Source organism: Streptomyces sp. NPDC002888, assembly GCF_042888465.1.
GTDB lineage: Bacteria > Actinomycetota > Actinomycetes > Streptomycetales > Streptomycetaceae > Streptomyces.
Genome location: NZ_JBIAPU010000003.1, coordinates 284,729 through 299,868, shown reverse-complemented (window position 1 = coordinate 299,868; position 15,140 = coordinate 284,729). Strand labels below are relative to the sequence as shown.

At 69.8% G+C, this 15,140-nt stretch carries 4 protein-coding genes; 2 read left to right on the top strand and 2 right to left on the bottom strand.

What is annotated here, in order from left to right; all coding sequences use genetic code 11:
* Nucleotides 1-90 precede the first annotated feature (90 nt).
* Nucleotides 91-3,549 (bottom strand): DNRLRE domain-containing protein, encoded by a 3,459-nt coding sequence (locus ACFYWX_RS06855; protein WP_389422911.1) that lies wholly within the window; start codon nucleotides 3,547-3,549, stop codon nucleotides 91-93.
* A gap of 468 nt (nucleotides 3,550-4,017) precedes the next feature.
* On the opposite strand from ACFYWX_RS06855, the gene ACFYWX_RS06850 reads away from it, so the two are divergent.
* Together ACFYWX_RS06850 and ACFYWX_RS06845 are read left to right on the top strand one after the other, a co-directional pair.
* Complete coding sequence (locus tag ACFYWX_RS06850; protein ID WP_389422910.1) at nucleotides 4,018-11,154, top strand: polymorphic toxin-type HINT domain-containing protein; 7,137 nt, start codon at nucleotides 4,018-4,020, stop codon at nucleotides 11,152-11,154.
* A 13-nt stretch (nucleotides 11,155-11,167) separates the two neighbouring features.
* A complete protein-coding gene (locus tag ACFYWX_RS06845) occupies nucleotides 11,168-11,428 on the top strand; it encodes a hypothetical protein (RefSeq protein ID WP_389422909.1) in 261 nt (86 codons plus the stop codon).
* Nucleotides 11,429-11,670: 242 nt separating this feature from the next.
* On the opposite strand, the gene ACFYWX_RS06840 is transcribed toward ACFYWX_RS06845, so the two are convergent.
* A complete protein-coding gene (locus tag ACFYWX_RS06840; RefSeq protein WP_389422908.1) occupies nucleotides 11,671-15,129 on the bottom strand; it encodes a DNRLRE domain-containing protein in 3,459 nt (1,152 codons plus the stop codon).
* Between the last annotated feature and the right edge of the window lie 11 nt (nucleotides 15,130-15,140).

The following is a 15,140-nucleotide window of genomic DNA, read 5'->3' as shown; positions in this document are numbered from 1 at the left end:
ACGGGCGGCCGTGCCGGGGCAGACAGGCCGAGGGCCGCCGGACGTGGAGTCCGACGGCCCTCGATCTGGTGCTGCGGGTGGCCCGGTGGGCTAACCGATGGCGATGCGGGTCTTCCAGTAGCTCGCCGCGCCGACGATCTCCGTTCCGGAGCCCGACAGGACGGTCTTGCTGCCGGAGTAGAAGCGGACGGACCCGTCGGAGCGGACGGTCCAGATGTCGGGTACGGCGTCGCCGTTGGCGTCGGGCGTGCCCATCAGCAGCGGGATGCTGGCGCTGGACCAGCCGGCCGCGCCGTACTCGGTGTCCGCGCCGCCGGCGGAGTTCGCGCCTGCCGCCAGGGAGTTGAGGTCGACCCCGCCCCCGCTCGCGGCGATGCCCTTGCGCAGCAGCAGCCGGGAGGAGGCGTCGGTGCGGTAGACGACGTCGGTGACGCCGTCGCCGCTGACGTCCATGACGGTCACCAGGTCGCGCTCGGTCCACGGGGAGGAGGACAGGCGGATGGCCTGGTCGATGGTGGCGCCGTGGTAGCCGGTGAACGCCCACAGGGCGTCTCCCACGGTGGCGAGGAAGTCGGTGCGGCCGTCACCGGTCATGTCGCCCGCGGCGACGATCTGGGTGAGGGTCGACGGGCTGGGCGCGCCCGCGGGCAGCAGGATCTCCTGGCGGCGGTCGATGTCGACCGCGCCGTAGCCGTCGCCGGGGTAGACGAAGAGCTTGCCCTCGACCCGGACCACGAGGTCCTGGAGTCCGTCGCCGCCGTAGATGTCGCCGTTGTGGGTGATCAGGGCGCCCTTGAAGTGCCCGTTGGGTGCGGCCACGTACGGCGGCAGGTCGTCGCCGTTGGGGTCCTTCTCGGGGTTGGCCCGGTAGGCGCCCGGCATCGAGTAGTCCAGGTCCCCGGAGCCCTTGGTCAGGTCGGTCGTCGCCTGGGAGGGGTAGAGGGCGAGGTTGCCGCCCTCGGTGACGACCATCATGTCGGGCAGCTTGTCGCCGGTGAAGTCGCCGGGGGTGTCGGCCTGGTCGCGCGGGGTGACGTAGAAGAAGTACTTCGTGGCCTCGGAGACGTTGCCCGCGCTGTCGACGGCACGGACGTACAGCACGTTCGGGCCGGCGGTCGGCGGCTTGGCGCCCGAGATGGTGCCGCTGACGCTCGTGGCCGTGCCGTTGGTGCGGGCGAGGCTGCCGGTGTAGCTGGCCGAGTTGAAGCCGTACTCGTAGCGCACGACGTCGGTGTTCAGGGCGCGCACCGTGAACGACCCGGGCGTGCCGAACTTCTTGGTGGACCAGTTGGCGTCCTCCCCGTCGTTGCCGAAGCCGTTCTCGCTCCCGTCGGCGTTGGGGTAGTCCGTGGAGGACACCTTCGGCGGCCGGGGAGCGGTGGTGTCCAGCACGAACCGGCACGGCGTCTTCGGGTACCAGCCGGAGGTGGTGCCCGCGTCGTCGACCGCCCGCACCCGCCAGGAGTACGTGGCACCGCTCTTCAGGCCGCTCGTGGAGAACTTGGACGTCGTGCGCAGCGCGGTGTCGCCGTCGCCGCCCGCGGACACCTTGCCGGTCGACTTCAGCAGGTCGCCGGTGGTGTCCCACTGGCCGGTCTGCCACAGGTCGAAGTCGAAGTAGTCGAGGTTCTTGTCCTTGTCGGCGGCCTTGGCGGTGAAGGTGAGGTCACCGGAGCCCATGCGGACGTACGGCGTGGTGGTGGTGCACTTGCCGTCCGGGCCGAGGTCGAGGGAGTTGGAGACGATCGACGGCTTGCGGTTGTAGACCAGGTCGAGCACGGGCGCGAAGTCGCCGTTGGCCTGGAACTTCTTCCACGCGTACTGGGCGTGCTCGTCCCGGGCGCGCAGCCCGAAGGTGATCATGTCCTCGCCCTTGTCGGCGGCCTTCTGGGCGCCCTTCTTCACGTCGAAGGTCTCGAAGGCGTCCCGGCAGCCGGACTTGTAGCCGTGCGCGAAGCTCTTGGTGGCGAGCTTGTTGCCGTCGTGCAGCTTGGGCGCGTTCTTCCAGTTGGTGTGCGCGTCGATCTCGCCGGTGAGGTGCACGCTCATCGAGCGGGACTGGCACGACCAGGAATAGGTCTCCAGCATCCGCAGCTTGGCGCTGGTGATCTTGGTGCCCTTGAGGCCCTTGTCGAAGGAGATGTTGAAGAAGGAGCGCGAGGTGCCCCAGGTGTCGGATTCGAAGCCGACGCGGGCCTCGTGGGTGCCGCCCTTGTTGAAGCCCTTGCCGTTGTAGAAGGTGGCGTTGGGGTGCCGGTTGTAGGCGGTGGTCCAGTTCTGCGTGTGCTTCTTGACCGACGGGTCGATGAAGACCGGGTAAGTGGTGGCCGGGTCGTTCAGGAAGTCCTGGTCGGGGGTGAGCGTCCACTGGCCCCCGGAGAGGTCCGCCTCCACGAGGTCGCCGCGCGAGTCGGGGGACGGACCCTCCAGGGAGGGCAGGCTCAGGGTCGCGGAGGAACCGGTCTGCGAGGCATCGGGGGTCGGCTCGGCCGGAGCTGAGGGCAGCGGGGACTCCGCCACCGTCGGCTCGGGTCCGTCGCTCGCCGACGGCAGCACCTCGATGTCGGTGTCGCTCTGCTCGTCGGACTCGACCGCCTCCTCGGAGGGGCTCGCGGTGTCCGAGGGCGACTCGCTCGTGGAGTCCGTCGGGTCCGGGGACTCGGACGTGGTCGGCTGGGCGGTCGCGCCGACGGTGCCGTCGGTGACGGCCGGGGCTCCGCTGCTGTCCCACATCAGCGGAGTGGGGGAGACAGCGACCTCGTCGCCGTAGGCGCTCTCGGCGCTGACCACGCCGCTGACCGGGTCGAGCCGGAAGGTCAGGTCGGCCGAGTGCAGGCCGTAGGCGAGCTGCTGTACGTGCGGATCGGCGGCCGCCTGACGGTTCTTCACCACGACGACCTGGCCGAACCCGTCGTCGTCGGCGACCAGCACCAGGTCACCGCCGGGGAAGATCTCCGGGTACAGGATCCGGTTGCCGTCGACGACGGGCGTGGGCACGGCTCCAGGCCAGGTCAGCTGGATCGCGTAGTCACCGCCGCCCACGTACAGCGTGACCAGCGGTGTTCCGGTGTCGGCGGTGGCGGCGGTCTTCACGAGGGAGACGCGCCGCACGGCCGAGCGGGAGGAGCGCTGCTCGCCGCGGCCTTCGGCCCCGGCGGAGAACACCATCCGGGTGTTGGTGGCCTTGGGCTCCCAGCCCTCCTCGGTGCGGTGCAGGCTCGGGTCGATCTTCCGCCACTCGCCGTCCACCTTGGCCCGGACCGGGGAGGAGTACAGCCGCTTCGTCATCAGGCCGTCCGGCCGTGCCCACGTGGTCGAGGACGCGGTGCGCGCCGTCGTGACCTCGACGCTCCGGCCCGTGCGGGCGGCCTGCGTGAGGGCGGTGGACTCGCCGACTGTTTTGGTCCGGCGGTCGCCGCCGGCCTTGTCGTGCGGTGCGTCGCCGGACAGTTCGAATCCGGCGTAGGCGATGCCGGTCGCGGCGATGGCGCTCGCGAGCAGTGCCGCGGTGGCCCGACGGCCGGGTCTGCGACGCCAGTTGCGCGTCATCGGGCGGGTTCCCCTTCCCCCTGAGAGCCGGCGGACCGTACGCAGTGCCCCCACCGGACATGCCCCCACCGGACGGCTGATGATGACTCATGAAGGTGCTGTCGTCACCCTGTGAAGATCCGCGGCCATCGCGCGGGGCGCCACGGAGGCGTGTGCGCCACGGAGGGCGACCGGCCGGTGATACCGGTTCGAAAGCGGCTGATTTTCCGTCAGAAGGGGCAGTCGCTGGCCGGTTTTGGCCCCTTGGAGGTAAGTTTTCAGTAAGAAGTGCGAATGCGGCGTGATGAACCGTTACGGACTGTGATCGTGTTCACATGAACACGATCGCGCTGGCGTTCGTTCACAAAGTGACCACAGAATCTGCGCTGTCTGAAAGTCATCGCGCGTGGTCCGTCACCGGCCCCGCTTCGAGTGTTCCGGGGGAACCTCTTCGTGTTCGGCCGCCGCCTTCCGCATGCCCGCCGCAGCGTGGCACGCACCGCCATACCGACCGTGGCAGCCGCCCTGCTGGTGGGGCTGTTGCCCACCCAGTCGCTGGCGCTGCCGCCCGATCCCAACCCGTCGTACGACGAGAGCGGCCGGGAAACGGTTCCGCTGGAGCAGCTGGAGAACGAGGTGCCCGTCGAGGGCAAGGTGTTCTCCCGTCACCTCGACACCCTCAAGGGCGCGATACCCGACGACCTGCTCGCGGCACCGACCAACACCACGACCCCGCCGTCCAACCTGGCGGGCTCGGTGACCTTCGGCGCACCGGCCACGACACCGACGGCCCTGCGCTCCTCCGCCTCGGCCTCGGCCCAGCAGGTCGCCCTGAGCCCCGTGGGAACCCTCCCCGTCAGCCTCGGCCAGGCCCCCGACCAGCCGGTGCCCACCGGGACCTGGCAGGTCACCATCCCGGACCGCACCTCCGCCGTCAGCCAGGGAGTCGACGGCGCCGTCCTCAAGGTGCAGGCCCCGGCCACCGGCGCGGTCCCCGTCTCCGTGAAGCTCGACTACACGAAGTTCGAGAGCCTCTATGGTGCCGACTGGGCCTCCCGGCTGCGCTTCGTGCAGTTCCCCGAGTGCTACCTGACCACGCCGGACGACGAGGCGTGCCAGACGTACGAGGAGCTGGAGACCACCAACGACACGGCGTCCAACTCCCTCACCGCCACCGTCGACCCGGCCGCCGACGGCACGGTCACGCCCGCCTCGGCACCGTCGGCCGCCTCGTCCACCGGCTCCGGTGCGTTCCAGGCCGCCTACCGTGACTCGACCTCCGCGACCCCGGTCGCCGCCACCGGCGACACCGCCGTCGTCGGCGCCGTCGACTCCGGCACCGGCAACGGCGGCACCTTCAAGGCGACCCCGCTCGCCTCCGACGGCAAGTGGGAGGTGGCCGGATCGTCGGGCGCGTTCACCTGGTCCTACCCGCTGACCATCCCGCCGGCGCCCGCGGGCCCCGCCCCCAAGGTCTCCTTCGAGTACAACTCGCAGACCGTGGACGGCCGCACCGCGGTCTCCTCGCCCCAGGCGTCCTGGCTCGGCGAGGGCTGGACCTACGACGCCGGCTACATCGAGCGCCGCTACCGCACCTGCAAGGACGACCGCAAGACGCTCGACTCCGGCACGCCCAACAACACGGCGAAGAAGGACAAGACGTCCGACCTGTGCTGGGTGTCGTACAACGCGGTGATGTCCCTCAACGGGAAGACCACCGAGCTGGTCCGCGCCGCCGCCTCGGGCAGCGACCCCGAGTCGGACACCGAGACCTACCGCCTGATGCAGGACGACGGCACACGCGTCGAGCACAAGGTCGGCGCCACCAACGACGACAACAACGGTGAGTACTGGGTCGTCACGACCCGGGACGGCACGAAGTACTACTACGGCCAGAACCAGGTCGGCGGTGGCCACGCCGACACCAACTCCGTCTCCACCGTGCCCGTATTCGGCAACCACCCGAAGGAGCCCTGCCACGCCGACGCCTTCACCGACTCCCGCTGCGGCGCCGGCAAGCAGCAGGCCTGGCGCTGGGGCCTGGACAAGGTCGTCGACATCCACGGCAACATGATGGTCGTCACCTGGAAGCAGGAGTCGAACTACTACGCCGTCCGCAAGAAGTTCAAGACGCCCGAGCAGTACGACCGCGCCGCCTACCCGACCGTCATCGAGTACGGCATGCGCAGCGACCTCACCAAGCCGTCCGCGAAGGTCGAGTTCGGCGTCGAGCAGCGCTGCCTGAAGTCCGCGACCGCCTGCGACTCGGCCAACTTCGCCAAGACGGACGACCCGGGCGCCTACCGGCCCTGGTGGGACACCCCCGGCAACCTCAACTGCAAGTCCACCTCCAAGCTCTGCCCGGCCTTCCCGTCGTTCTGGACGCAGATGCGCCTGGACACGGTGACCACCAAGGCGGCGCGGGCGGGACAGACCGGCCTGGGATCCGTCGACAGGTACACGCTCCACCAGTCCTTCCCGGAGGACTGGTACGACACCGCGCCCGGCCTGTGGCTGAACTCCATCACCCGCACCGGCTACGCACCCGGTGACAGCACCGGCACCCAGCAGTCCAAGGACGGCGTCAGCTTCTCCGCGTACACCGTCGGCTCCACCTCGCCGCTGCACACCCGGCTGAAGGACCGCCAGCTGCCCAACCTGGTCCTCACCGGCAAGAGCGACCAGCGCCCCGGCTTCACCCGCCCCCGCATCGGCACCGTCTCCACCGAGTACGGCGGCGACATCGAGGTCGAGTACACCGGCGGCTGCGCGAGCGAGCCGTCCGAGGACAAGGGCCGCAGCAACGGCACCTGCTACCCGGTGCGCTGGTCCCCCGACGGCGACGAGAAGACACCCGCGAAGTCCTGGTTCAACAAGTACGTCGTCTCCTCCGTCACCGAGACCGACAAGGTCACCTCGCACGGCAAGCCCGTCGTCACCACGTACAAGTACTCCGGTTCCGCCTGGGCCAAGAGCGACGACGAGTTCACCCGCCCGGCACTGCGCACCTACAGCGACTGGAAGGGCTACCGGCAGGTCTCCGTCCGCAAGGGCGGCAAGACCGTCTCGGAACAGGGCGACGTCAACGCCCAGTCGTACACCGTCACGCGCTACTTCCAGGGCGTCGGCGGCGAGGTCAAGGACTCCACCGGCGCCCACACCCTCCTCGCCGACGACGCACCGCAGTTCGGGGGCATGACCGCCGAGGTCATCACCTACCTGAACTCCGACGGCAAGGTCCAAAAGCGCGCCCTGACCTTCCCCTACTCCAAGCAGACCGCCTCCCGCGCCCGGGAGAACGAGGACGGGACGGCCGGCGAGCCGCTGCTCGCCCACCGCGTCGGCGTCAAGCGCACCGACGAGATCCAGACGGCGGACCCGACCTGGCGTGCCGTGCGCAGGACCACCACGGTCGACGACACCTACGGCCTGCCCCTCCAGGTGGAGACGGCCGTCGTCAAGCCCAACGGCAGCTCCGAGACCCTCTCCGACCAGACCTGCACCACCACGTCGTACGTGCACAACACCTCGGCCTGGCTGATCGGCCTGGCCAAGGAGCAGCGCGTCACCGGCACCAGCTGCGCCACCCAGGCCGCGGCCGACCCGGCCACCCGGGTCAAGTCGATCGAGCAGAACACCTACGACAACCTCACCTACGGCGACGCGCCCACCAAGGGCCTGGTCACCTCCAAGGCCGAGAACGACGGGGCCGGCACGGCGCAGTCGTTCCTGGTGAAGACGGTGTACGACCCGCTCGGCCGGGTGCGCACCGTCACGGCCCCCGGCACCGGCACCACGGAGACCCAGTACACCCCCGCCGACGCGGGCGGCCCCGTCACCGAGGTCAAGTCGATCAACGCCAAGGGCCACACCACCACCACGACCTACGACCCCGGACGCGGCCTGGCCCTGACGCTCACCGACCCCAACGGCCGCGTCACCCGCAACGAGTACGACGCCCTCGGCCGGCTGGTGAAGGGCTGGTCGCCCTCGCGTCAGTCCGTCGGCCAGTCGCCGTCCGTGCAGATCACCTACCAGATGGCGGTGGCCACCCCCGACCAGAACCGCCCGGCCGCGGTCACCGTCCAGAGGCTCAAGGACGACGGCACCTACGCCCGCGACATCACCCTCTACGACGGTCTCCAGCGCGAGGTCCAGAAGCAGACCGAGGCCCACGGCCCCGGCCGGATCGTCGTGGACACCTCCTACAACGACCACGGCCTGGTCGACGAGAAGACCGCCTCCTACCTGGCCAAGGGCGAGCCGAGCACCGAGCTGTTCGCGCCCCGGTCCAAGACGCTGATCCCCAGCTACGTCAAGCACCGCTACGACGGCCTCGAGCGCGAGGTCCGCGCCTCGACCTACCACGGCGGCGACTACAAGCACGCCACCTACACCAGCTACAGCGACACCAGCACCTACGTGGACCCGGTGGGCTCCACGACCCCGCGCACCCGGACCTACTACGACGCCCTCGGCCGGGTCACCTCGATCAAGCACTACAGCAAGGGCGACTCCGACTCCACCAACGGCCGCACCACGACGTACGACTACGACGCCCGCGGCCTGCGCAGCAAGGTCACCGACCCGGCGGGCAACGTCTGGTCCTACGTGTACGACGCCCGCGGCCGGGTCACGTCCGCCACCGACCCCGACACCGGCACCACGGACACCTGGTACGACGCCGCCGACCGCGCGAACCGAGTGAAGAACGCGCGACAGCAGGAGACGTTCACCGAGTACGACGTGCTGGGCCGGGCGCGGTACGTGCGGCGGGGCTCCGCCACGGCGACCCCGGCCAAGGAGTACACCTACGACGAGTCGCCCGGCGGGCTCGGCAAGCAGACCGCCGCGATCCGCCACACCGACGGCGGCGACTACGTCAACCGCGTCACCGGCTACGACTCCGAATACCGCGTCACCGGCAGCGAGACGGTCGTCCCGGCCAACTCCCTGACCACCGGCCTGTCCGGCACGTACGCCTACGCCTACACCTACACGCCCACCGGCAAGCCCCAGTCCGTCACCCTGCCCGCGAAGGGCGGCCTGAAGAGCGAGAAGGTCGTCACCCGCTACAACCGTGACGGCCTCGCCGAGTCGACCTCCGGTCTCACCTGGTACACGGCCGACGCCACCTACTCGCCCTACGGCGAGGTGCTGCGCACGGTCTCCGGCTCACAGCCCTACCGGGTGTGGACGACGAACTTCGTCGACCCGCACACCGGCCGCCTCCAGCGCACGGTGACCGACCGCGAGACCTCGGGCCCGCACCGCATCACCGACGGCTACTACTCCTACGACGCCTCCGGCACCATCACCTCCAACGCCCGCCAGCTGTCGGACGCGGCCTGGGACACCCAGTGCTTCACCTACGACGTCATGGGCGAGCTGGTGCACGCCTGGACGTCGAAGATCACCCCGACCGGCACCGGCACCGGCTGCAAGACGGCCAACGGCACGGCGTGGGGCCACCGCACCGACTACGCGCCCTCCTCCGGCCCGGTCGCCGACGCCCCCGACGAGGGCACGGACGCCCTGAGCCCCGACTCGGTGCTGACGTCGACGCTCGCGGCCGCCGCCCCGGACGCCACCACCGTCGCCACCGGCACCGCCGCCTACCGCCAGTCGTTCACCTTCGACTGGATCGGCAACCGGGCGACTTCGACGGACCACGACACGGCGGACGCGACGAAGAACGTCACGTACTCCTACGGCTACGGCAAGAACTCGACGCAGCCGCACACGATGACGTGGATCACCTCCACCCCTTCCGGCAAGGGCAGCGCCTACACCTACGACGCGACGGGCAACACCACCGTCCGCGACCTGTCCACCACCACGCAGGACCTCGTCTGGTCCTCCGAGAACAAGCTGGAGTCGATCACCGACGACGGCAAGAAGACGACCTACGTCTACGACGCCGACGGCAACCGCATCCTGGAGAACTCCCCCTCCGGATCCACCCTGTACCTGGGTGACACGGAGCTGACCACGGACACGGCGGGCACCATCACCCGCGCGTCCAGGTCCTACGCCCAGGCCGGCGCGCCCACCGTCGTCCGCACCACCACCAACGGGGCGACGACCGGCCACAAGCTCGGCGTCCTGCTCGCCGACCACCTCGGCACCTCCGACACCTCGGTGGACATCGCCTCCGGCCAAGCCGTCACCCGCCGCGCCTTCAAGCCGTACGGCGAGAACCGCGGCACCAAGCCGGCGAGCTGGCCCAACAAGCGCGGCTACCTGGGCACCGGCATCGACGACGCGGCCACCGGCCTCACCCACATCGGCGCCCGCGAGTACGACCAGACCTCCGGCCGCTTCCTCTCCGCGGACCCGGTCATCGATTTCGCCGACCCGCTCCAGATCAACGGCTACGCGTACTCCCGCAACAGCCCGATCTCGACCTCCGACCCGGACGGCCTGCGTCCCGTCGGCGTGTGCGAGGGGGGCGGCGGCTGCCCGCCCGGCACCAGGGAGTGGTTCACCCAGGACAGCAAGGGCCACTGGGTCCAGCACATGGTGCAGCAGGACATGACGTCCCGCTCCGACGGCTCCACGCTGTTCACCTACACCCACACCGCCGGGCGCCTGAAGGCCAAGACGTACGTCTCGGTCGGCAAGTACGGCATCTACAACGGCATCGCCCCGCTCGGCGAGAACCGGAGGAAGCAGCAGGCCAAGGACCTGTTCAACTTCTTCGTCTTCGACACCGAGCAGGCCGGTCAGTGCAAGGACGACGTGTCCTGGGGCAACTGCGGGCCCATGGCCGCGGACCTGCCGTGGGGCAAGGTCTTCAAGCTCCTGAAGCTGGGCAAGGCCAAGAAGGCGGACGACGTCGTCGACGCGGCCACCGACGCCGGGAAGACCCCCAGGTGCAACAACTGCTTCCTGGCCGGCACCGACGTGCTCATGGCCGACGGCTCCACCAAGGACATCGAGGACGTCGAACTCGGCGACCAGGTCCTGGCGACCGACCCGGAGACCGGAAAGACGGCCGCCCGGAAGGTCACCCGCCTCATCCGCACGGACGGCGACAAGTACTTCAACGAGCTGTCCATCGCCACACGGGACGGCATCGAGAAGCTCACCGCCACGCACGAGCACCCGTTCTGGTCGCCGTCCGCGAAGAACTGGGTGGCCGCGAGGGACCTCAAGCCGGGCATGAGCCTGCGCACCGACAAGGGCGACACCGTCGTCGTGACGGGCAACCGCCCGTTCACCGGGCACACCCGGACGTACAACCTGACGGTCGACGACCTGCACACGTACTACGTGCTGGCCGGCTCGACCCCGGTGCTGGTCCACAACTCCACGCCCTGTGACCCGTGGACCTCGTACCGCAAGGTCGACGAGGACGGCCACCCCGTGAACAACACGCGGATGCCGACCGATGAGGTCCTCGACGCGGCGGAGCGGTGGCTCGGCCCGGGCTACACCGAGCCGGTGGCCGGCAGCGGACGGTACGTCTCCGCGGACGGAACCCGTGTCGCCCGCATGGGAGAGACGGACATCACCGGCCAGCACGGCGGCGGACCGCACATGAACTTCGAGCGGCTGGTACCGAACCCGAGGAAGCCCGGCAAGATGATGATCGTCGAGAACCGCCACATCTACCTCGAATAGAAACGATGAACTGATGGATCGCACGATCGATGTCCCCGACCACCGCCCCGGCGAGGCCCTCCGCTTCGCCTGGGAGGACGGTTTCGAGATCGAGCTGAAGGTCAGCGCGACGGAGGTCGCCATCAAGGCGAACCCCGCCGGCCTGGTCTCCCTCGCCCGCCACCTCCTGACCCTCGCCCAGGACGGCGTCACCGACGGCGCCCACCTCCACCTGACGGCGGACCAGGAGATCGAGGGGGAGCACGACCTGATCCTCGAACGCGGAGAGTTCTGAGCGAGCGTTCTGAGCGAGCGTTTTGAGCGAACGGCCGAGGCCCCGCTCCCCGGATAATCGGGGAGCGGGGCCTTACTCGTACAGCGAGCATGCGGGCCACCCAGATGGCCTCCCCGGCTCGTACGACCCCTGACCTGACCTGACATGCCATCAGATCAGGTGGGTGAGACGGCGATGCCGGGCAGACACAGGCCGAGGGCCGCCGGACGGGGTCCAGCGGCCCTCGGCGGGAAGCCCTCCAGCTATCCGATCGCGATGCGCGTCGCCCAGGAACTCGCCGCCGCGACGACCTCCGTGCCTCCGCCGGGCAGAACGGTCTTGCCGCCGGCGTAGAACCGCACGGACCCGTCCGAGCGCACGGTCCACACGTCGGGGACGGAGTCGCCGTTGACGTCAGGCGTGCCCATGATGAGCGGGACGCTGGTGGCCGACCAGCCGGAGGAGCCGTACACGCTGTCCTCGCCGTCGGCGGAGTTCGCGGCCGCCGCCAGGGAGTTCAGGTCGGTTCCTCCGCTGCTCGCGGCGATGCCCCTGCGCAGCAGCAAGCGCGCGGAAGTGTCGCTGCGATAGACCATGTCGGCGACGCCGTCGCCGCTGACGTCCATGACGGTGACCAGGTCACGGTCGGTCCAGGCGGAGCCGGAGAGACGGATCGCCTGTTCGACCGTCGCCCCGTGATACCCGGTGAACGCCCACAACTCGTCGCCGACGGTCGCGAGGAAGTCGGTGCGGCCGTCGCCGGTGATGTCGCCCGCGGCCACGATCCGGGTGAGGGCGGAAGGGCTCGGAGCACCCGCCGGCAGCAGGATCTCCCGGCGCTTGTCGATGTCGACCGCGCCGTAGCCGTCGCCGGGGTACACCCAGAGCCTGCCTCCGACCCGGACCACGAGGTCCTGGAGGCCGTCGCCGCCGTAGATGTCACCGTTGTGCGTGATCAGCGCGCCCTTGAAGTGCCCGTTGGGTGCGGCCACGTACGGCGGCAGGTCGTCGCCGTTGGGGTCCTTGTCCGGGTTGGCCCGGTAGGCACCGGACATGGAGTAGTCGAGGTCGCCGGAGCCGGTGTTGGGGTCGGACGGGGTGGCCTGCGACGGGTAGAGGGCGAGGTTGCCGCCCTCGGTGACGACCATCATGTCGGGCAGCTTGTCGCCGGTGAAGTCGCCGGGGGTGTCGGCCTGGTCGCGCGGGGAGACGTAGAAGAAGTACCTCGTGGGCTCGGAGATGTTGCCCGCGCCGTCGACGGCACGGACGTAGAGCACGTTCGGGCCGGCCGTCGGCGGCTTGGCGCCCGCGATGACGGCACTGACGGTGGCGGCCGTCCCGTTGGTGCGGGTGAGACTGCCGGTGTAGCTGGCCGAGTTGAAGCCGTACTCGTAGCGCACGACGTCGGTGTTCAGGGCGCGCACCGTGAACGACCCGGGCGTGCCGAACTTCTTGGTGGACCAGTTGGCGTCCTCCCCGTCGTTGCCGAAGCCGTTCTCGCTGCCGTCGGCGTTGGGGTAGTCCGTGGAGGACACCTTCGGCGGCCGGGGAGCGGTGGTGTCCAGCACGAACCGGCAGGGCGTCTTGGGATACCAGTCGGAGGTGCTGCCCGCGTCGTCTACGGCCCGGACACGCCATGAGTACGTGGCGCCGCTCGTGAGGCGGCTGGTGGAGAACCCTTGAGTGGTCCGTAGTGCTGTGTCGGTGTCGCCGCCCGCGGACACCTTGCCGGTCGACTTCAGCAGGTCGCCGGTGGTGTCCCACTGGCCGGTCTGCCAAAGGTCGAAGTCGAAGTAGTCGAGGTTCTTGTCCTTGTCGCTGCCCTTGGCCGTGAAGGTCAGGTCGCCGGAGCCCATGCGGACGTACGGCTTGGCGGTGGTGCACTTGCCGTCCGGGCCGAGGTCGAGGGAGTTGGAGGTGATGGTGGGCTTGCGGTTGTAGACGAGCTCCAGCGTCGGGGCGTAGTCACCGTCGGCCTGGAACTTCTTCCACGCGTACTGGGCGTGCTCGTCCCGGGCGCGCGCCCCGAAGGTGATCATGGTCTGACCCTTGTCGGCGGCCTTCTGGGCGCCCTTCTTCACGTCGAAGGTCTCGAAGGCGTCCCGGCAGCCGGACTTGTAGCCGTGCGCGAAGCTCTTGGTGGCGAGCTTGTTGCCGTCGTGCAGCTTGGGCGCGTTCTTCCAGTTGGTGTGCGCGTCGATCCCGCCGGTGAGGTGCACGCTCATCGAGCGGGACTGGCACGACCAGGAGTAGGTCTCCAGCATCCGCAGCTTGGCGCTGGTGATCTTGGCGCCCCTGAGGCCCTTGTCGAAGGAGATGTTGAAGTACGACCGCGACGTCCCCCAGGTGTCGGATTCGAAGCCGACGCGGGCCTCGTGGGTGCCGCCCTTGTTGAAGCCCTTGCCGTTGTAGAAGGTGGCGTTGGGGTGGCGGTTGTAGGCGGTGGTCCAGTTCTGGGTGTGCTTCTTGATCGACGGGTCGATGAAGACCGGGTAGGTGGTGGCCGGGTCGTCCAGAAACTCCTGGTTGGGGGTGAGGGTCCACGTGCCCGAGGCCAGGTCCGCCTCGACCAGTTCGCCGCGTGAGTCGGGGGACGGGCCGTCCAGCGAGGGCAGGCTCAGGGTGGCGGATGAACCGGTCTGCGAGGGGGCGGGTGCCGCCTCCGCCGGAGCTGAGGGCAGCGGGGATTCCGACACCGCGGGCCCCGGTTCGTCCGTCGCCGAGGGCAGCACCTCGATGTCGGTGTCGCTCTGCTCGTCGGACTCGACCGCCTCCTCGGAGGGGCTCGCGGTGTCCGAGGGCGACTCGCTCGTGGAGTCCGTCGCATTCGGGGACTCCGGCTCAGTCGGCTGGGCGGTGGCGCCGACCTTGCCGTCGGTGACGGCCGGGGTGCCGCTGCTGTCCCACATCAGCGGAGTGGGGGACACCGCGACCTCGTCGCCGTCCGCGCTCTCGGCGCTGACCATGCCGGTGAGCGGATCGAGCCGAAACGTCAGGTCGGCCGAGTGCAGACCGTAGGTGAGCTGCTGTACGCGCGGGTCCGCGGCCGCCTGACGGTTCTTCACGACGAAGACCTGGCCGAAACCGTCGTCATCCGCGGTGAGCACCAGGTCGCCGCCGGGGATGATCTCCGGGTACAGGATCCGGTTGCCGTCGACGACGGGCGTGGGCACGGCGCCCGGCCAGGTCAGCTGGATCGCGTAGTCACCGCCGCCCACGTACAGCGTGGCCAGCGGTGTCCCCGTGTCGGCGGCGACCGTCCCGACGAGGGAGACGCGCCGCACGGCCGAGCGGGAGGAGCGCTGCTCGCTCCGGCCTTCGGCCCCGGCGGAGAACACCATTCGGGTGTTGGTGGCCTTGGGCTCCCAGCCCTCCTCGGTGCGGTGCAGGCTCGGGTCGATCTTCCGCCACTCGCCGTCCACCCTGGCCCTGATCGGGGAGGAGTACAGCCGCTTCGTCATCAGGCCGTCCGGCCGTGCCCACGTGGTCGAGGACGCGGTGCGCGCCGCTGTGACCTCGACGCTCCGGCGCGTGCGGGCGGCCTGGGTGAGGGCGCTGGACTCGCTGACCGTCTTCGTCCGGTGGTCGTCACGGGCCGTGTCGTGCGGTGCGTCGCCGGACAGTTCGAATCCGGCGTAGGCGATGCCGGTCGCGGCGATGGCGCTCGCGAGCAGCGCCGCGGTGGCCCGACGGCCGGGTCTACGGCGCCAGTTGCGCGTCATCGGGCGGGTTC